The 17,877-nt window shown below is 74.1% G+C and carries 19 protein-coding genes; 5 read left to right on the plus strand and 14 right to left on the minus strand.

Annotated features, from left to right (window positions below; translation table 11 throughout):
- Positions 1 to 193: 193 nt before the first annotated feature.
- Positions 194 to 571, plus strand: coding sequence for a Rieske 2Fe-2S domain-containing protein (locus tag OZ948_12100; GenBank protein MEB2345474.1), 378 nt, complete (start codon positions 194 to 196; stop codon positions 569 to 571).
- A gap of 23 nt (positions 572 to 594) precedes the next feature.
- Complete coding sequence (locus OZ948_12105) at positions 595 to 1,077, plus strand: peroxiredoxin (GenBank protein MEB2345475.1); 483 nt, start codon at positions 595 to 597, stop codon at positions 1,075 to 1,077.
- 59 nt (positions 1,078 to 1,136) lie between these two features.
- Here OZ948_12105 and OZ948_12110 read toward each other — a convergent pair whose 3' ends face one another.
- Positions 1,137 to 1,586 (minus strand): GatB/YqeY domain-containing protein, encoded by a 450-nt coding sequence (locus OZ948_12110; GenBank protein ID MEB2345476.1) that lies wholly within the window; start codon positions 1,584 to 1,586, stop codon positions 1,137 to 1,139.
- Positions 1,587 to 1,685: 99 nt separating this feature from the next.
- Here OZ948_12110 and OZ948_12115 point away from each other — a divergent pair, with 99 nt between their 5' ends.
- Positions 1,686 to 1,949: a hypothetical protein gene (locus OZ948_12115; protein ID MEB2345477.1), complete on the plus strand. Its 264-nt coding sequence runs from the start codon at positions 1,686 to 1,688 to the stop codon at positions 1,947 to 1,949.
- Between the two features lie 6 nt (positions 1,950 to 1,955).
- On the opposite strand, the gene OZ948_12120 is transcribed toward OZ948_12115, so the two are convergent.
- The 6 genes from OZ948_12120 to OZ948_12145 all read right to left on the minus strand — a co-directional run bounded on the left by OZ948_12120 (position 1,956) and on the right by OZ948_12145 (position 7,649).
- Positions 1,956 to 2,930 carry a dihydrodipicolinate synthase family protein gene (locus tag OZ948_12120; GenBank protein ID MEB2345478.1) on the minus strand — a complete coding sequence of 325 codons (975 nt, stop codon included), beginning with the start codon at positions 2,928 to 2,930 and terminating at the stop codon, positions 1,956 to 1,958.
- A complete protein-coding gene (locus OZ948_12125) occupies positions 2,927 to 4,369 on the minus strand; it encodes an NADH:flavin oxidoreductase (protein MEB2345479.1) in 1,443 nt (480 codons plus the stop codon). Before OZ948_12125 ends, OZ948_12120 begins: the two co-directional genes overlap by 4 nt.
- 1 nt (position 4,370) lies before the next feature.
- Positions 4,371 to 5,279, minus strand: a complete 909-nt coding sequence (locus OZ948_12130; GenBank protein ID MEB2345480.1) for a TIM barrel protein — start codon at positions 5,277 to 5,279, stop codon at positions 4,371 to 4,373.
- Positions 5,276 to 5,800 carry a hypothetical protein gene (locus OZ948_12135; protein ID MEB2345481.1) on the minus strand — a complete coding sequence of 175 codons (525 nt, stop codon included), beginning with the start codon at positions 5,798 to 5,800 and terminating at the stop codon, positions 5,276 to 5,278. The genes OZ948_12130 and OZ948_12135 overlap by 4 nt, the downstream gene beginning before the upstream one ends.
- A 125-nt stretch (positions 5,801 to 5,925) precedes the next feature.
- A complete protein-coding gene (locus tag OZ948_12140) occupies positions 5,926 to 6,465 on the minus strand; it encodes a class I SAM-dependent methyltransferase (protein MEB2345482.1) in 540 nt (179 codons plus the stop codon).
- The gene (locus OZ948_12145) at positions 6,462 to 7,649 is read right to left on the minus strand and encodes a glycosyltransferase family 2 protein (protein MEB2345483.1); all 1,188 of its coding nucleotides are present in this window, start codon (positions 7,647 to 7,649) and stop codon (positions 6,462 to 6,464) included. Before OZ948_12145 ends, OZ948_12140 begins: the two co-directional genes overlap by 4 nt.
- A 151-nt stretch (positions 7,650 to 7,800) precedes the next feature.
- On the opposite strand from OZ948_12145, the gene OZ948_12150 reads away from it, so the two are divergent.
- Positions 7,801 to 8,556 (plus strand): class I SAM-dependent methyltransferase, encoded by a 756-nt coding sequence (locus OZ948_12150; protein MEB2345484.1) that lies wholly within the window; start codon positions 7,801 to 7,803, stop codon positions 8,554 to 8,556.
- 29 nt (positions 8,557 to 8,585) lie between these two features.
- Here OZ948_12150 and OZ948_12155 read toward each other — a convergent pair whose 3' ends face one another.
- Together OZ948_12155 and OZ948_12160 are read right to left on the minus strand one after the other, a co-directional pair.
- Complete coding sequence (locus OZ948_12155) at positions 8,586 to 9,569, minus strand: hydroxyacid dehydrogenase (protein ID MEB2345485.1); 984 nt, start codon at positions 9,567 to 9,569, stop codon at positions 8,586 to 8,588.
- A gap of 44 nt (positions 9,570 to 9,613) precedes the next feature.
- Entirely contained in the window at positions 9,614 to 11,812 is a 2,199-nt protein-coding gene (locus tag OZ948_12160; protein ID MEB2345486.1) for a hypothetical protein, read from the minus strand.
- Between the two features lie 79 nt (positions 11,813 to 11,891).
- Here OZ948_12160 and ppk1 point away from each other — a divergent pair, with 79 nt between their 5' ends.
- Positions 11,892 to 13,952 (plus strand): polyphosphate kinase 1, encoded by a 2,061-nt coding sequence (ppk1, locus tag OZ948_12165; protein ID MEB2345487.1) that lies wholly within the window; start codon positions 11,892 to 11,894, stop codon positions 13,950 to 13,952.
- Here ppk1 and OZ948_12170 read toward each other — a convergent pair.
- The 5 genes from OZ948_12170 to OZ948_12190 all read right to left on the minus strand — a co-directional run bounded on the left by OZ948_12170 (position 13,918) and on the right by OZ948_12190 (position 17,783).
- Complete coding sequence (locus OZ948_12170) at positions 13,918 to 15,342, minus strand: MFS transporter (protein ID MEB2345488.1); 1,425 nt, start codon at positions 15,340 to 15,342, stop codon at positions 13,918 to 13,920. The two genes, ppk1 and OZ948_12170, sit on opposite strands and share 35 nt — an antisense overlap.
- Positions 15,339 to 16,133 (minus strand): exodeoxyribonuclease III, encoded by a 795-nt coding sequence (locus OZ948_12175; GenBank protein ID MEB2345489.1) that lies wholly within the window; start codon positions 16,131 to 16,133, stop codon positions 15,339 to 15,341. Before OZ948_12175 ends, OZ948_12170 begins: the two co-directional genes overlap by 4 nt.
- A gap of 11 nt (positions 16,134 to 16,144) precedes the next feature.
- A complete protein-coding gene (locus tag OZ948_12180; GenBank protein ID MEB2345490.1) occupies positions 16,145 to 16,450 on the minus strand; it encodes a hypothetical protein in 306 nt (101 codons plus the stop codon).
- 2 nt (positions 16,451 to 16,452) lie between these two features.
- Complete coding sequence (locus OZ948_12185) at positions 16,453 to 17,046, minus strand: NUDIX hydrolase (GenBank protein MEB2345491.1); 594 nt, start codon at positions 17,044 to 17,046, stop codon at positions 16,453 to 16,455.
- A 149-nt stretch (positions 17,047 to 17,195) separates the two neighbouring features.
- Positions 17,196 to 17,783: an ATP-dependent Clp protease proteolytic subunit gene (locus tag OZ948_12190; protein MEB2345492.1), complete on the minus strand. Its 588-nt coding sequence runs from the start codon at positions 17,781 to 17,783 to the stop codon at positions 17,196 to 17,198.
- Positions 17,784 to 17,877: the final 94 nt, after the last annotated feature.

The raw sequence follows: 17,877 nt of genomic DNA on the forward strand, positions 1-17,877 counted from the left end.
GCGCCCGCGCTCGGGCGCTCGGGGGGTTGCATCCGGCGTAGGGTAGCTGCCGGGCCCCGGCCGCTCCTCTACCCTCCCGCGTCTCGCGCCGATCCGGAGGACGAGCCATGGACCCGCGACGCGATTGCCCGGCGCCCGGAGACGACGCGGTGGCGCCCGCGCTCGGGGATCCTGCCACCGACGGGGCGCTCGCCTGACGCGCCGGGAGCCCGTCGCGCCGGGCGGGCGGCTCGCCGCCCTCGAGGAGATCCCGGACGGGGAGGCGCGCGGCTTCGCGGTGCGCGCGGCGGGCGGCGTCGTCGCGATCCTCGTCGTGCGCCAGGGAAGCTGGGTCGGGGCGTACGAGAACGTCTGCCCCCACGTCGGCACGCCCCTCGACTGGATCCCCGACGAATTCCTCGACCGCGAGCGACGCCATCTCGTGTGCGCCACGCACGGGGCGGTCTTCCGCATCGAGGACGGGGTGTGCCTCGCCGGACCCTGCCAGGGCGACCAGCTCGAGCCCTGGCCGGTCGCGCTGCGCGAGGGGGCGGTGTGGGACGCGTCGGCTACGCTGCCGGATCCGGCGTGAGCTGCCGGGCGGAGGAGGAGACGATGGCGATCCAGGTGGGCGAGAAGCTCCCGGGCGGGACGCTCCAGGTGGCCGGGGCCGGCGGCATCGAGGGGATGACGACCGACCAGCTCTTCGCCGGCCGGAAGGTGGTGCTGTTCGCCGTACCGGGCGCCTTCACGCCCACCTGCTCGGCGAAGCACCTGCCGGGCTTCGTCCAGCACGCCGCCGCGATCCGCGCCAAGGGCATCGACGCGATCGTGTGCCTCGCCGTGAACGACGCCTTCGTGATGGGCGCCTGGGGCCGCGACCAGCAGGTCGGCAGCGAGGTGGTGATGGCCGCCGACGGCAACGGCGAGTGGACGCGCGCGCTCGGCCTCGAGCTCGACGCGAGCCGCTTCGGGATGGGCACGCGCTCGCAGCGCTTCGCGATGGTGGTGGACGACGGCGTGGTCCGGAGCCTCGCCGTCGACGTGGGGGGCAAGCTCGAGGTTTCCAGCGCCGAGGCGATCCTGCGCAGCCTGTAGCCCCGCTCCCCGCGAGGCGCTGGCGGAGCCCGGTGCACCCCGAGGCTCTCGCGAGCGGCTCAGCCCGCGAGCAGCTCCTGCGCGAGCCGGCGCGCGAGCTGGCCGTCGACCTCGCCCCTGTGCGCCTTCATCAGGGCCCCCATCACCTTGCCGAGGTCGCCCGGCGCGCCGGCCGCGGTGGCGGCGATCGCCTCGCGTACCCAGGCGCGGGTGGCAGCCTCGTCGGCGAGCCGCGGCAGGTACTCCTCGATCACGGCGAGCTCTGCGCCCTCCAGGGCGGCGCGCTCGGGCCGTCCGGCGGCCTCGAAGGCCTCGATGCTCTCGCGCCGCTGCTTGGCGAGCCGGCGCAGCACCTCGACGCTCACCTCGTCGCTCAGGGTCTTCGCGTTGTCCTTCTTCATCTCGTTCAGGAAGGCCGCGCGGATCCCGCGAAGGGCCGCCACGCGCGCGGTGTCACGCGCCTTCATCGCCTGCGCGAGGCGCTCGTTCACGGTCTGCTCGATGCCCATCGTGCGCTCCCGGGCGGGATTCTAGGCTGGCCGGATCCCCGGCGCCGGCTATTCCTGGTGTCAGCCGCGCCGGGCGCGCGGCCACGCGAAGGAGAGCGAATGCGACGTGCGATCCGGATCGGAGCCCTGGTGACCGTGTTCGGGGCCGGCTACCTGCTCGGCACGCTGGCGCAGCCGGCGGCCGAGGCGCAGGTGGGCGAGCTCGGCAAGAAGGCGATGGAGCAGGCCGCGGGGCAGGGCGGAGCGCTCGGCACCGCCGCGCAGCTCGGCACGACCATCACCGGCCTCCAGGAGAACGTGAACGAGCTCCAGGGCCACATCGACACGCTGAACAAGATCAAGGCGGCCCTCCCGGGCGGCTGATCCGGGTCAGCGCGGCAGCACCGCCTCGATCCGGCGCGCGCAGTCGGCCAGCAGCTCCCGGTCGGCTTCGGGGCGGCGCGGTGCCTGCGGGTGGATCGCGTCGCTGGCGAGGCCGCCGGTGAGCTGGAGGTAGAGCGCAGCCGCGTGCTTGTAGGCGGGCACCGGCGCGCGGAAGCCCACGTTGCCGAGGTGCTGGAGCGCGTCGTCGAGCGCGAGGAAGGCGGCGTCGCCGGCCGCGAGCGCGCGGTCGCGGGCGGCGAAGGCCTCCGGTGCGAAGGTGGCGAGGCCGAGCAGGTAGTCGCTGCCGTAGGCGACCATGTCGATCGCGAGGTCGTTGCCGGTGTAGACCCGGAAGCCGGGCCGCGCACGGTCGCGAGCGGCCAGCCGGCGCAGCTCGGTCGCGCGGTCGAGCGACGAGTGCTTCGCGCCGAGCAGCCCCGGCACGTCGAGCAGGCGCGCGAAGGTCTCGTCGTCCCAGATCTCGCCGTGTGCGGCGAAGCGGGGGGAGAGCTCGAAGGCGAGCGCGCCGCGCTCGCTGGCGCCGGCCACCGCGGCGTAGAGCGCCGCCCGGGCCGCGGCGTCCATGGCGTGCATCGCCGGGCACTGCACGATCACGGCGGTGCCGCCGCGGCGCTCGATCGCCGCCACGGCCGCGCGATAGGCGGGCAGCGGGTCCGCGGCGCCGAGCGCGAAGGCCCCCGCGTAGAAGCCCGGGCCCGGGCCGAGCGCGCGGCGCGTGGCGTCGAGCACGCGCTCGCGTTCGGCGGGCGCGAGCAGGTCACCGAAGCCGGTGTCCATGTTCACGGCGACGTCGAGACCCGCCGCACGCGTGCGCGCGACGTGCCGCTCGAAGGCGGCGAGATCGATCGTACCGCCCGGCGTGTAGGGCAGGAGCGCCGCCGCGATCCCGTGGACGCTCCGTCCCGGCCGCAGTCGCGCCCAGGCCGCGGCGAGCCCCGCACCCGGCCCCGTCCCGATCATCCCGCCGCTCCTCGCTTCGCCCGCTCGAGCGCGGCGCGCTCGGGCCGCGTCCGGTAGAACCCGTCGAGCGGGTAGCAGCCCGACACGAGCCCGTTTCGCGGCGCCGTCGTGCAGTCGCTGAAGGTGCGGCACAGGCGGCCGCGCACGAGGGGCCGCCCGGCCAGCGCGTCGGCCGGCAGCTCCGGGTACGAGAGCACCATGCGGCCGAGGCCCACCGCGTCGAACCAGCCGGCGCGCAGGCAGGCCTGCGCCACGTGGGGGATCCACTCCTGGAGGTAGCTCCAGCCCGACGACACGATCACGGCCTCCGGGACGGCATGCTTGAGGTCGCGGGCAGCGCCGAGCAGGCGCGCGACACCGGCCAGCGGATCCTCGGGCGGCGGATAGCCGTCCGAGGGCGGGAACAGCGCCGGGCGCTGCGCGTGCGGTGCGTAGTAGGGGCTCGCCGCGGTCACGTTGATCCAGTCCACGCCGGCCTCGCGCAGTGCGCGCACGAAGGCGATCGGCTCGGCGAGGTCGATGCGCTCGGGATGCTCGGCATCGAGCCCGAAGCCGAGCGCGTAGGGACGTGCGCAGGGCTCGGGCTCGCCGCGACCGCCCGGGCCGGTCCGGTGCGGGAGCAGGTCGAAGACCGAGAGCCGCACGCCGATGCGCAGGCCCGGCGCCGCCGCGCGCACCGCCGCGACGAGCGCGTGGGCGAGGCGCGTGCGCGCCTCGAGCGAGGTCCCGCCCCAGCGGCCCGCGCGGCCGCGGGCGCCCAGGAACTCGTGGAGCAGGTAGCCGTGGCAGTGCTTCACGTCGACGAAGGCGAAGCCGGCCTCGGCGGCGCGCGCCGCGGCGCGCGCGAAGGCGGTGACGAGGACGTCGACCTCGTCGTCGCGCAGCACGGCGCCGTCGTCGGTGACGCCCGAGCGGCGGTCGAGGAGCTCGTGGCGCTGGGCCACGCGCGGGCGGCGAGCGCCCGGCTCCGGCACCGACCAGCGCCCGCTGTGGGTGAGCTGGAGCCCGATCACGGGCTCGGGGTGGCCGGCGCGGCGCGCCTCGTCGAGGAGCGCCTGGCGCAGGCCGGCAACCGCCGGCACCGTGCGCTCGTCGAGCACGAGCTGGTGCGGGTTCGCGCGCCCCTCGGGCTGTACCGCCACCGCCTCGCCGCCCCAGATCCAGCCGGCCCCCGACGCACCGAAGCGTCGCCAGCGGCGCTCGGTGAGCGGCGTCGGCAGGCCCTCGCGGGTGCCGTCCCAGCCCTCCATCGGCTGCACGACGAAGCGGTTCGCTGCCACCAGGCCGCTCCCGAGCGCGAGCGCGCGCCCGAGCGGGGAGGCGGGGCCCGTCTCGAGCGCGTCGTCGCAGGGCAGCTCGAGGCCGAGCGCGGCGAGCCGCGCGCGCAGCGCAGCGGGCTCGCGCAGCGAGGCGATCCGCGGAAAGCGCTCCGGGCTCACGTCACCCGCCTCCCGCGCCCAGCTCCGCCAGCACGCCGCGCAGCCACGCCACGTCCTCCGCCAGCTTGTCCTCGACGGGTCTCGGCTCGAAGGACAGGAACTCGATGGTGAGCGGGCCTGCATAGCCGGCGGCGAAGGCGGCGGCCAGGATCGCGCGGTAGTCGAGGACTCCGCTCGCGAGCGAGCCGCCCGGCGGCATCGGGCCGGCGCCGTCCGCGGCGGGCCGCGTGTTCTTGAGGTGGAAGTAGCGGGCGCGCGCCACCAGGCGACGCGCGTCCTCGGGCTGCTGTGCGGCAAGGCGCTGCGGCAGCCCGTCGAGCACCTGGTAGTTGAGCGCGAGGTTGGGCCGCGCCACGGCCTCGAGGAGCGCGTCGATGCGCTCGGGCGTGTCGGCAAAGGAGCCGACGTGGCGCTCGACGACGACCGTCACGCCGGCGTCGGCCGCGGCGTCGCAGGCCGCGCGCAGCGTCGCGACCACCTCGGCGAAGCCGGCGTCCGGCGCACTCGCGATGCAATCGGCCCAGACCCGCAGGAGCGGCGCGCCGAGCAGCGCGGCGATCCGCGCCTCGCGGACGGCCGCCGCGACACCGCGAACGGGAGGAGCGCCCGCACCCGGGTTCCGGGGACCCGCGCCTTGGCCGAGATACGAGCCGTAGGCCGTCACGGCTACGCCGGCTTCGCGTACCGCCCGCCCGGCCTCGCGGATCACCGCGTCCGGAGCCGAGGCATCGAGGTGCGGCGGCCGCGCCGTGATCTCGAGGCCGTCGAGGCCCTGTGCGGCGGCGAGCGAGGCAGCCGCCGCGAGCGGGCGGTCGAGGGCGGAGATCGAGCACAGGGCGAGCGGCCGGCGCGGCCGGGTCGCGCCGCACGCGTCCGTTCCACCTTGGCTCTGCGATCGCCGGCCGGTCATCTCGCCTCCTCACCGGAGTCCACAGGCACGTGCGCACCCGATCGCACCTGCGCGTTGCTCACGTCGACCTCGACGGTGCGGTCGCCGAGGTGGACACGATGGTGGCCCACCGCGCGCACGGAGCCCTCCCCCCGGTCGGGTAGGGCACCCGGAGCGGCGGCCAAGGGCGTGGACCGGAAACACGGCGGCCGCACCGGTGAGGACCGGCAGCCAGGCGGCCGCGAGCTCGAAGCGCCGATGCGTTCCCCCGGCCAGGTGACCGGCAGCGGCGAGCGCGAGATCCCAGAGCGGCGGCCACGGTACGGGCGCGCCGTGCGGGTTGGCGAGGCTGGGGTCGAAGCGCAGGTAGTCCGGGAAGTGGGCGAAGCTGAAGAGTGACGGCGCAGGAGATACCACGGGTCACCGCCGGTGAAGACCACGCCGCCGTCGTCGCAGAAGGCGATCGCGCTGCCGAACGAGCGGGCGAGGAGGGCGAGCGCGAAGATGGCCAGCAGGGTCGTGACGCCCGAAAGGCGCTTCATGGGCAGCGCATCCTAGCCGGGACCCCTCTCGTCGGCCCGCTCGCGAGCAGCGGCCCCGGTCCGGGTACCACGGGAGGGGCCCTGGCGAGCTCGCGGGTCGGGCGGAACCGGCCGGCATCGCTGGCTTACGGGCGCTCGAAGACGAACAGCCAGTTCAAGCCGAGCTGGAAGCGCCGGTCGGCAATCGTCCGGAAGCCGGCCCGCTCGAACACGCTGCTCGTCGTCGAAGCGTCGAAGCCGTGATGCTGCCCGGTCTCCATCCCGTCGATCCAGCGGAGCCGGAGCAGGATCTCGAGGATCCGGTCCACGACCGGATGGGGCACGGTCAGGACGACACGCCCGCCGGGCACCAGGACACGGTGACACTCGCGCGCGAGCGCGTCGGGGTCGGCGACGTGCTCGAGCACGGCGAGCAGCGTCACGCAGTCGAAGTCGCCGGCCGGAAGGCGCGGCTCGCCCGGGAAGGTCCCGCGCAGGATCTCCACGCGGCCCTGGGCGGGAGTGGCTTCGGGATCGACGCCGAGCGCGCGTCGCAGGGTCGGCGAGAGCCGGCGCAGCAGGACGCCGTCTGCGCAGCCTACGTCGAGCAGGCGCGCCCCCGGCGGCACGCAGGCGCCGGCTACCCGCGCGCGCCAGCGCTGGAGCAGGCGGTCGAGCGGCTTCATCGGCGCGGGACGCCACGCCGTCGCGGAATCCCGAGCATGCTGTAGACGAACGAGACGAGGACGGTCTGGATGCCGACCGCGGCGAGGGTGGCGCCCAGCACGGTCGGCCGCATCGTCTGGGAGACGTCGAGGGGCCCGAAGCCGGTGAGCCACCACGACCACGCCTGGACTCCGATGAGCGCGACGCCCACCACCGTGAGCGCCGCCCCTGCGAGCAGCCCGCGCTCCAGCGTGAACACCGAGAACGACCGCTCGAGGCGCGGAGCAGGCGCGCCGAGCTCCTCGACCAGCGCGTAGATTCGCATCGCCAGCGCCGTCGTGGCGGCTCCGTAGCCGACCAGGACCAGCAGGCTGCCGATGACCAGCGTGTGCACGTCGAGGGTCACCGCGCGCACGGTCCGCGGTCCGAAGAGCACGAGGCCCATCAGCAGCGCGCCCAGGCCCGCCAGCACGACGCCCGGGACCAGCAGGGTCCAGCGTGGTGAGAGCGTGAGCAGGAAGCGCAGGTGGCGCCAGCCGTCGCGCCAGCGTCGCAGGTGGGGCGCGCGCGAGCGGCCGTCGGGCCGGAGGGTCACCGGCACCTCGTCGATGCGCATCCTTCGCACCGCCGCCTTCACCACGATCTCGCTCGCGAACTCCATGCCGCTCGTGCGCAGCTCCATCGCCCGGTAGGCGTCGGCCGTGAGCGCACGCAGCCCGCAGTGGAAGTCCGATGTGGGTGCGCGGAAGAGCCGCCGTTCGAGCCACGAGAGCACCGGGTTGCCGAGGTAGCGGTGCAGCCATGGCATCGCTCCCGGCTCGATCCGACCCCGAAAGCGCGAGCCCATCACGAGGTCGGCGCCGTTGCGCAGCCGCTCGATCAGCCGGTACGCCTCGCGGAAGTCGTAGGAGAGGTCGGCGTCGCCCATCACGAGGAAGCGCCCGCGGGCGGCGTCGAAGCCGCCCATCAGGGCGCTGCCGTAGCCACGCTCGGGCACCGCGACCACCCGTGCGCCGAGCCGTTCCGCGAGCTCCCGCGAGCCGTCGCTGGAGCCGTTGTCCGCGACGATGATCTCGGCGTCGAGCTGGTGCGCTTCGATGCAGGCGCGCACCTCGGCGACGCAGCGCTCGAGCGTGTCCGCCTCGTTCAGGCAGGGCATGACGAACGAGACCTCGACGTGCGATCGTTCCGCTCTGGTCGACACCGGCGCCGTCTCATCCTGCCATCGGGGGCGGCATGATACCCTGGCCGTCGCCATCGTACCGCGCCGCCGGTAGCGGTCGCTTCCCGCCAGCCGGAGGATCGCCAGGATCACCGGGAGGTCCAGCGTGGGGGATCGGCATGACGGGGCTGCCATGACGGCGCGTGATCGCGAGGACCGGGAGCGGGGGTTCTTCGACCGGCACTACGAAGGTGTTTCCTACCACCCCGATGGGTGGAAGCTGCGGATGGAGCGCGACCTGCGCGTCCTGCTCGACGAGCTCGGCGACCACGGTCCGGGTCGCGTGCTCTCGATCGGCTGCGGGGACGGGGCCTTCGAGCTCCTGCTCGCGCGCCACGCCACCTCGGTGCTGGGCGTGGACCTCTCGCCGGCTGCGATCGCCGCTGCCGAGCGGGAGCGGGCGCGCCAGGGCGTCGCCAACGCCTCCTTCCGCTGCACCTCGTTCCGCGACCTGGCCTGGCAGGATCCATTCGACACGATCGTGTGCCTGGCGTTCCTGCACCACGTCCCCGAGCCCGAGCTGGACGGGTTCCTCCGCTCCTGTCGCGAGCACCTGGCGCCGCGGGGGCTGTTCTTCTCGCAGGATCCCAACGTGCACGGCGCGCTGCGCGCCGCGGGACGGGTCCTGCTCGGCCGGCGCTACGACGCCTTCCACACGCCCGACGAACGCGAGCTCGATCCCGAGCAGCTGCGTGGCGCGCTGCGCGCCGCCGGCTTCGGCGCCGCTGCGATCCGCCACGTCGACCTGGCGCTGATCCCCGCCTGCTACCTGCTGGCGCGAGGGCCGGCCTGGCCGTTGCGCGCTGCGGCGTGGGCCGATCGGCTGTGGTGCGCGAGCCCGCTCGCACGCTGGAGCAGCGGCTTCGTCGCGGTCGCCCGAAACGGCTGACCCGCATCCGGCCAGCGATCGCGACGCCCTCAGGCGACGTGCGCGAGGTCCTCGCGCCGGACTTCGTGCGCGAGCGGCTCGCCGCGCACCAGCCGCTCGAGCTCGTCGAGTGCGAGCGCCGCGAGCCGCTGGGTCTCGGCGCCCATCGCGCCCGCGACGTGCGGGGTCAGGAACACGTTCGGCAGGTCGTAGAGCGGGGAGTCGGCGGGCAGGATCTCGGGGTCCGTCACGTCGAGCACCGCGTCGAGGCGGCCGCTCACGAGCTCGTCGGCGAGCGCGGCCGGGTCGACGAGGCCGCCGCGGGCGGTGTTGACGAGCACCGCGCCGTCGCGCAGCAGGGCGAGGCGGCGGCGGTCGAGGAGTCCGCGCGTCTCGGGCAGGAGCGGCGCGTGGAGGCTCACGACGTCGGCGCGCGCGAGCAGCTCGTCGAGCGCGAGCGGCTCGGCGCCGAGCGTGTGGGCCTCGCCTGGCACCAGCAAGGGGTCGTGGACGAGCCGCGCGAAGTCGAAGGGGCGCAGCCGCTCGAGCACGAGGCGGCCGATCCGCGACGCGCCCACGATCCCGACCGTGCGGCCGAGGCTGCCGAGCGGCCCCGGCACCTCGCGCGGCCACAGGCGCAGCGCGCGCACCTCGCGATAGAGCCGCTGCAGGCGGAAGGCGCGCTTGCTCGCCAGCAGGATCGCCGCGACCGTGAACTCGGCGACCGGCACGGCGTTGGCCGCGGCGGCCGACGACACCCGGATTCCGCGCTCCCACACGGCCTCGCCCAGGTGTCCCTTCACGGTCCCAGCCGCGTGGAGGATCGCGCGCAGGCGCGGCGCGCGGGCCAGCACGCCGGCGCCGACGGACGGGCAGCCCCAGCCGGTCAGCAGCACGTCGGCACACGCCAGCAGACGCCCGGCGCGCTCGTCGTCGAAGCGCTGGAGCGGCTCGGGGTCGGGCACCTCCGCCAGCGTGGCGAGGCGCGCGCGCAGGGCCGACGAGAACAGCTCGGGCGTGAGGGCCGGGGCCATCGCCAGCACCACGGTCGGCCGCGCCGCCACCGGCCGGCCGCCGCTCACTGCACGCGGAAGGGCGTGCGCACCGCACCCTCGACCTGGTCGTTCCCGAGGAAATGCAGGAGGCCGCTCCCGGTCTCGGCGTCGAGGAAGAACGCGTTGCGCTCCTCGAACGGGATCTGCACCCAGGGGTTGTCCATGCGCGGGTAGCCCGTGATCGGCACCTCGCTGCCGGCGACGACGAGCGGGCCCGTCCAGGCGAACTCGACCGTGCCCTGGCTGGGGGAGCCGTAGGAGACCGTGAAGAAGGGCGGCAACGTGCCCGCGGGCAGGCCGGTGGTCGCCGCGGTCACCGTCACGGGCGCTGCACGCAGCGCGTCGCGGAAGGCCTGGAACGAGCCCCAGTCCGCCGCGCGCCCGCACTCGACGATCCACACGTTGTCCGGCCCACCCGAGGCCACGAGGTCCCACGGGAGGGTCATCCCGTCGTTCGGTACCTCGGGCCCGTGATCGACGAACTCGGCGAGCCGCCACGAGTAGAGGCCGACGTAGCCGTCGCGGAAGCGCGCGAAGGTCCAGTGGCCGTCGCGCACGACCTCGTCGAAGTGGTCCTGCGGCAGGTAGGCGTGGGTGTAGGGCTCGTAGCGGGTGATCGCGTCGGCCGGCGGGAACGCCAGCGGCTGGTACTGCGGCGCGTACAGGTGGATCGCCACGTTCTCGTGTTGCGCCGACCGCGGCTGCGAGGCGGTGCCGGTCCAGTCGCCGGGCTCCCCGTCGTCGCCCCAGGAGGTGTCGTGCCGCGGGGCGTGCCCCGGATGGGTCGTGAAGATCTGGGCGTTGGCGTCGAAGGTGAGCTGCCAGGAGTGGTACTGGAAGCCCCGGTAGCCCTTCCGGTAGTCCTGGGCGGACGAGAGCATGTAGTCGGGCGTGCGCCAGGTGTAGGTGTTCACCTGCTCGTTCAGGCCGCCCGAGATCGAGGCCGCGAGGAGCTGGGCGATCGGCATCGCCGTCGCCGCGTCCGGGAAGCCCGCCTTCAGGGCGGCGTAGGGCAGGAACAGCTCGCTCTCCCAGAGGTCGTAGCGATCGGCGACGTCGAAGAGCTTCGGGATCACCGGCCAGGTGATCAGCGCGCTCATCGCCCACCAGACGTGGATGTACTCCTCGCTGAAGTCGAAGCCGTAGGGGCCCGGCGGGACGACGTAGCCGCCCTCTCCGTCGGGGACCAGTGGGGCATCCTCGTCGAGCGCGATTCCCATGCGCTCGCGGTCGGCGAAGGAGGCCTGGCTGCGCGCCACGTCGAGGACGAGCTGGGGCAGCCGGTACTTCTTGGCTCGTGCCAGCAGCACCGCGCCGGCATCGGTGGCGGCAGGGTAGGGGTACTCGGTCTGGTCGAAGAGCAGCTTGGCGAGGCCGAAGGTGTCCTCGTCGAGCGCCGTCATCTTGTCCTTCTTGTAGGAGCGCCCGTGGGTGGCCCCGAACGCGCCGCGGAAGCTGTGGAGTGCGATGTCGAGCAGGACGCGGTCGAGCAGGATCGCAGCGCCGGTCGCGATCTCCGGGTCGTCCGCGAACTCGACGAGGGTGAGCAGCGGCGTCACGTCCTTCTGGTAGTAGACGTTCGAGTGCCACTCGTCGAAGCCGAAGCGCGCCTTGTGGTCGAGCCAGCGGCGGATCCAGGCGGCGGCCCGCTCGCGATGCTGCGCGCCGGTCCAGCCGGTGATCGTGAAGGTTGCCTCCGGGAACTCCTGGCCGATCAGGTACTCGAGCGTGTGGAAGATGATCTGGTGGTTCTCGGACCAGTACCACTTGTCGTCGACGATCCCTTCGGGCTGGGGATCGGTGTACCAGAACTTGAAGGAGAGGAAGGCGTCGGCGGTCTTCTGCCAGAGCTCGGGCGCCACGGCCGGGTTCGGGTGGTAGCCGAGGTAGGCGTTCAGCATGTAGAGCAGGGTGAAGTCGGTGGTGTCCTCCATCGCCGCGATGCGGGCGAAGTCGGCGTCCCACGCGTCCGGGCCCCAGGTGCCCGGCATCATGACGCCCATCGGTTCGCGCGCCTCGCGCTCCATGTGCGCGATCGCCGAGGTCTGGCTCGTGGTGTGGATCGCCGCGGTCGCGAAGTCCAGGAACGCGTCGATGCGCGCCTCGTAGGCGGCGGCGTCCGCCGGGGAGAGCTCGCCCGGGCCGAAGGGGTCCTGTTCGCACGCGAGGGCGGACGCCAGCGGGAGCAGCGCGAGAAGGAGCATCCGAGGGGGCGGGGCCATGGGCGCGCATGCTAGCGAAGCCCCGCGGGCCGCGGCCGGCCGACTTGGCTCGTTCGCACGGGTAGCCGATCCTCCCGGCATGCCCCCCGGCGACGGCGAGCACCCCGACTGGTTCGTCAACCGCGAGCTGTCCTGGCTCGCGTTCAACGAGCGCGTGCTCGAGGAGGCCCGTGACCCGGCCAACCCGCTGCTGGAGCGGGTCAAGTTCCTCGCGATCTTCGACGCGAACCTGCTCGAGTTCTACGAGATCCGCGTGGCCGGCCTGCGCCAGCAGGAGGAGGCCGGCATCGGCAAGAGCGGCCCCGACGGCATGACCGCCGCCGAGCAGCTCGAGGCGATCGACGCCCGGGTCCGCGAGGGGGTCGCCGCCTTCTACACGTGCTGGAACGACGAAGTCCGCCCGGCCCTCGAGAAGGAGGGCATCGTCGTGGCGCACCCCGAGCAGCTCGACGGTGAACGGCAGGCCTGGCTGCGCGCGCACTTCCAGCGCGAGATCTTCCCGGTGCTGACCCCGATCGCGGTCGACCCCACCCACCCGTTCCCCTTCGTCGGCAGCGGCAGCCTCAGCATCGCGGCGCTGCTCGACACCGAGGACCCCGAGGAGCCCGTACGGCTCGCCGTGGTCCAGGTCCCGCAGGTGCTCCCGCGCATCTTCCGCGTGCCGGGCGGCGGCCCGCGCACCTACGTCTTCCTCGCCGACACCGTCCGCTGGCAGCTCGCCGAGCTCTTCGCGGGCGCCACGATCCTCGACCACACCGCCTTCCGGGTGACCCGCAACAGCAACCTCTACGTGGACGAGGAGGAGGTCGAGAACCTGCTCACCGCGATCGAGCAGGAGCTGCGCCGCCGGCGGCGCGGCGACCCGGTGCGGCTCGAGGTCCGGGGCCCGGTCGGGGAGCGCCTGCGCCAGGAGCTGCTGGAGGTGTTCGAGCTCGGGCCGGGCGAGCTCTTCGAGTGCCAGGGGCCGGTGAACCTCTCGCGCCTGCTGCAGCTCGTCGAGCTCGAGAAGAGCGAGCGGCTCTCGGCGCCGCGCTTCGTGGCGCCCGTGCACGTCGCGCTGCGCGACCCGGCCAAGCTCTTCCCGGTGATCCGCTCCGGCGACGTCCTGCTCCACCACCCCTTCGACTCCTTCGACAGCGTGGTCGAGTTCCTCGAGCAGGCGGCGCTCGATCCGCGCGTGCTGGCCATCAAGCAGACGCTCTACCGGACCAGCGAGGACTCGCCGATCGGGCGCGCGCTGCTGGCGGCCGCCGAGCGCGGCAAGCAGGTGACCGCGCTGGTGGAGCTGAAGGCGCGCTTCGACGAGGAGAAGAACATCCGCTGGGCGCGGCGCATGGAGGAGGCCGGCGTCCAGATCGTGTACGGCCTGGTGGGCCTGAAGACGCACTGCAAGCTGATGCTGGTGGTGCGCCGCGACGAGGACGGCCTCCGCCGCTACGCACACATCGGCACCGGCAACTACAACCACACCACCGCCCGCCAGTACACGGACTTCGGGCTCTTCACCGCCGACCCCGACGTGACCGGCGAGGTCGCGAGCGTCTTCAACCTGCTGACCAGCCTCTCGAGCCGCGAACGCTGGCAACACCTGCTGGTGGCGCCCTTCAACCTCCGCTCGGGGCTGCTCGAGCGGATCCGGCGCGAGACTGCGCACGCGCGCGCAGGCCGGCCCTCCGGGATCGTCGCGAAGCTCAACGCGATCCAGGACGAGGAGCTGATCCTTGCTCTCTACGAGGCCTCGCGCGCCGGCGTCGGGATCGACCTCGTCGTGCGCGGCATCTGCGCGCTGCGCCCGGGCGTGCCCGGCCTCTCCGAGCGGATCCGGGTGCGCTCGATCGTGGACCGCTTCCTCGAGCACACGCGCGCCGTGCGTTTCGAGAACGACGGCCGGCCGGAGCTGTGGATCGGGAGCGCCGACTGGATGCCGCGCAACCTCTCGGGTCGTGTCGAGGTGATGTGCCGGGTGCGAGCCCCCGCGCTCGTCCAGCGGCTCGAGGAGATCCTGGCGCTCTACCAGCGCGACGACGTGAAGGCGCGCGAGCTCGGCCCCGACGGGCGCTACCGCCGCGCCGCCCGCGGGCCGGGCGTGCGCGCCCAGGAGTGGCTCATCGGGCGCGCGAGCCAGGGCCTGCCGTCCTAGCCGCTCCCCGCGTGGCCTCGCGGCGCGCGATCTCGCGCAGGATCTCGGCGTGCCGCTCACGGGTGAGCGGATAGCCGCGCAGCAGCCACACGCCGATCACGAGGAAGAACGGCGGCGCGAGCGCCGTCATCCAGCGGATCGCCTGGCGCGCGGTCTCGCTCTGCTCGGCCTGGCCGGGCGCGAAGCCGAGCACGTCGAGGAGCCCCATCACGAGCGCCACCCCGAGCGCGCCGCCGAGCTTGCGCAGGAAGGTGAAGATGCCGTTGTAGAGGCCCTCGCGGCGCTCGCCGACCCGCACGTCGTCCTCGTCGATCACCTCGCCGAGCATCGACCAGGGCATCACGTCCACCGCCGCGTAGCCGAGGCCGATCACCGGCATCCACGCCAGCAGGAGCCACCGGGGGGTCTCCGGCTCGACGAAGGCCAGCACGAGGCTCGTCGCGGCCCACCAGAGCGAGCCGATCGCGAAGACCTGCGCCTTGTCGCGGCCCCGCGCGAGCCACAGCCAGCCGGGCAGGGCGACCACCGCCGCGGCCAGGAAGAGCGTCATGGCGGGCTCGAAGTCGCGGGAGCGGCCGAGCCAGAAGGTGACGTGGAGGATCAGGAGCGCGCCCGCCAGGTCCATCGCGATGCGGCCCATGATGTAGACCGCCGTCAGCTGGTTGAAGCTGCGGTGGCCGAAGGCTGCGCGCAGGCCCTCGCCGAAGGGCTGCTCGGCCGGGCGCTCCTGGAAGGCGGGCCGCTCGAAGGTCGTGAGGTACACCGCCACCCAGGGCAGGGCCAGCAGCACGCCGAAGCTGGCGCCGGCCAGCGCGAAGCCCTCGCGGCCGCCCCCGAAGAGCTCCGCCACGGGCCGGATCGACACGGCCGCGAAGACGCCGAGCAGCGCGCCCACCGTCCGGTAGGTGTTGAGCGAGGTGCGCGCGTCGTAGTCGAGTGCCATCTCGGGCAGGATCGCCAGGTACGGGACCGAGAGGACGGTCATCGAGAGCGCGTGCAGGAGATAGACCGTGGCGTAGTAGGCGAAGCGGCCCGCCATGCCGTCGATCGGCGCGTCGACCCACATCAGGGCGAAGCTCGCGCCGTAGGGGATCGCGCCGAGCAGGAAGTAGGGCCGGCGCCGGCCGATCCGCCAGCGCGTCCGGTCCGAGAGCCGGCCCATCAGCGGATCGGCGAAGGCGTCGACCGTGCGCCCGATCAGGGGCACCAGGCCCGCCAGCGCCGGGCGCAGGTCGGCGACCTGGGTCAGGAAGTAGGAGGCGTAGAGGAGCCCGAGCGCGGCCAGCGAGGTGTTGACCGTGAAGTCGCCGAGGCCGTAGACGCTCTTGCGCAGGGGACCGAGCCGGGGCTCGCGCGCCGCCCGCGGTGCCGGCAGCGCCGCCCGGCTCACCCGAGCACCGCCGGGTCGAGGTCCACGCCGACCGGGCAGTGGTCGGAGCCGAGCACGCCGGGCCGATGGAAGGCGGCGCGCACGAAGCGCATCGCGGCGGGCGAGGCCAGCACGTAGTCGATCCGCCAGCCGACGTTCCGGGCCCGCGCGCCGCCGTTGCGGAGGGCGTGGCGCTGGCTCCACCAGGTGTAGTGGCCGGGCTCGGGATGGAAGGCGCGGAAGCAGTCGACCCAGCCGGCGCGAATCCAGCGGTCGAGCTCGGCGCGCTCCTCGGGGAGGAAGCCGCTGGTCCGCCGGTTCGCGCGCGGGTGCGCGAGGTCGATCTCGCGGTGTGCGGTGTTGAGGTCGCCGAGCGCGAGCACGCGCCAGCCGGCGCGCCGTAGCCGCGCGAGGCGCTCGAAGACGGCGTGGTAGAAGGCGAGCTTGTAGGGAACGCGCGCGTTGTCGCGCAGCGCGCCGCTGCCCTTCGGGAAGTACCCGTTCGCGACGACCAGCCGGCCGAAGCGCGCCAGGACGAAGCGCCCCTCGACGTCGAAGCGCGGCACGCCGAGCCCGTGCGCCACGGCGTCGGGCTTCCGGCGGCTCCAGAGCGCGACGCCGCTGTAGCCGCGCCGTTCGGCGGGCGCCCACTCGACCTGCCAGCCCGCGTGCAGGGCCGGCTCCACCTCCGCGGGCAGCGCGCGCACTTCCTGGAGCCCGACCACCTCGGCGCGCTCCGCGTGCAGCCAGTCTGCGAAGCCCTTGCGCGCGCAGGCGCGCAGGCCGTTCACGTTCCAGGAGACGACCCGCAGCCGCCGTGTGCTCACTGCGGCTCCTGGCACATCCGCAGGATCGTGGCGAGGATCGCCAGCAGGACCCACGCCGCCGTCGTGGCGATCCGCACGCCCCGCACGCGGCGTGCCTCGGGTGCCTCGTCCGCCGGCGTGCCGGCGCGCTCCTCCCCGGCCCCCGCGCTCGGGTCGAGCCGCGCCCCGGCCGCCGCGCGCGGGTCGAAGGCGCTGGCGCCCTCGCGGCTCGGCTGCACGCGCCCTCCGCAGTGCACGCACTGCTTGCGCCCGGGCGGATGCGTGACCTGGCAGCGCGGGCACCACCACTCGTAGTACGCCACGGCTAGCGCGTTCCCCGGGCGCTCGGGAGCGCGCGCAGCTTGCGCGCCATGCGCAGCACGCCCTCGTCGACCCCGAGCGCGCCGAGCGCCTCGATCGGGAACCAGCGGACCGCGTGCGACTCGGCGCTCGCGCGGGCCTCCTCGGCGCCCGGCGCCGCAACCAGCAGGAAGCGCACGTCGTGGTGGTCGTGCGCGGGCTCGCCGGGCCGCGCCGGGATCTCGTGCACGTCGAGGTCGAAGGGCGCGGGGGCCTCGTGAGCAGCAGGCGTGCCGTCCGGGCCCAGGAATCGGAGCCCGGCGAGGCCGGTCTCCTCCGTAGCCTCGCGCAGCGCCACCTGCGCCACGTCGCTCTCGCCGTCGGCGTGGCCGCCGGGCTGGAGCCAGCGGTCGAGCTTGCGGTGGTGCACGAGCAGCACGCGCGCGAGGTCGGCGGACGCCACGAATGCGGAGCCGGTCACGTGGCCCGGGACGCAGCGGCGCTCGAAGCAGTCGGGGTGCGCGTGGACCAGTGCGCGTACGCGCGCGACGCAGGCTCCCTCGCCGGGATGCCACGCCTCGTAGCGGTCGAGCAGCTCGAGCAGCGGTTTGCGGTGCACGCGCAGGTCCCCTCGGCCCAGGGCGCCCATGCTAGCCGAGCGCCGCCGCCGTCCGCGCCGGCCCCGGCCGGAGCAGGGAATGCGGGGCGCGCGGGCCGCCGGGGGCCGGCTTCCGTGCTCGAGACGCGCACCCGGCCGCTGGGAGGGCTTCAGAGCTCTGCGGCGCTCCGGATCACCTTGCCGACGATCCCGTAGGCCTGCGCCTCCTCGGGGCCCATCCAGAAGTTCCGGTCGGTGTCCTGCGCGACCTTCTCGAGCGGCTGGCCGGTGGCCTCGGCGATGGTCTTGTCGATGCGCGCGCGGGTGCGCAGGAGCTCCTCGGCCTCGATCCGGATGTCCGACGCGCGACCGTGTCCTCCACCCATCGGCTGGTGGATCATGAAGCGGGTGTTGGGGAGCGCATAGCGGTCGGCCTTCGGGACCGCGAGGTAGATGTGCACGCCGGCGCTCGCCACCCAGCCGGTCCCGATCATGCGCACGCGCGGCTTCACGAAGCGGATCATGTCGTGGATCGTGTCGCCGGCCTCGACGTGGCCGCCCTCGGAGTGCACGAACATCGTGATGTCGGCGTCCGAGTCCGCGGCCATCGCGAGCAGTTGCGCCGTGACGGCCTGCGCGAGCTTCGAGGAGATCTCGCCGTGGATCAGGATCGTGCGGGCCTCGAGCAGGCGCTCGCTGATCCGGGGGTGGATCGGGGCGAACGAGATCGAGCCGGGCTCGGAGTCCTTGTCGCGCATGCGGGCCCTCCCTGGCGGCGGGCCGCGAGACTAACCGCCGCGCGCCGGCCCGGGTAGACTCCTGCGCCCGCGCGCCTCCCCGGCGCCGCAGCGG

The organism is Deltaproteobacteria bacterium (assembly GCA_035063765.1).
Lineage (GTDB): Bacteria > Myxococcota_A > UBA9160 > UBA9160 > PR03 > CAADGG01.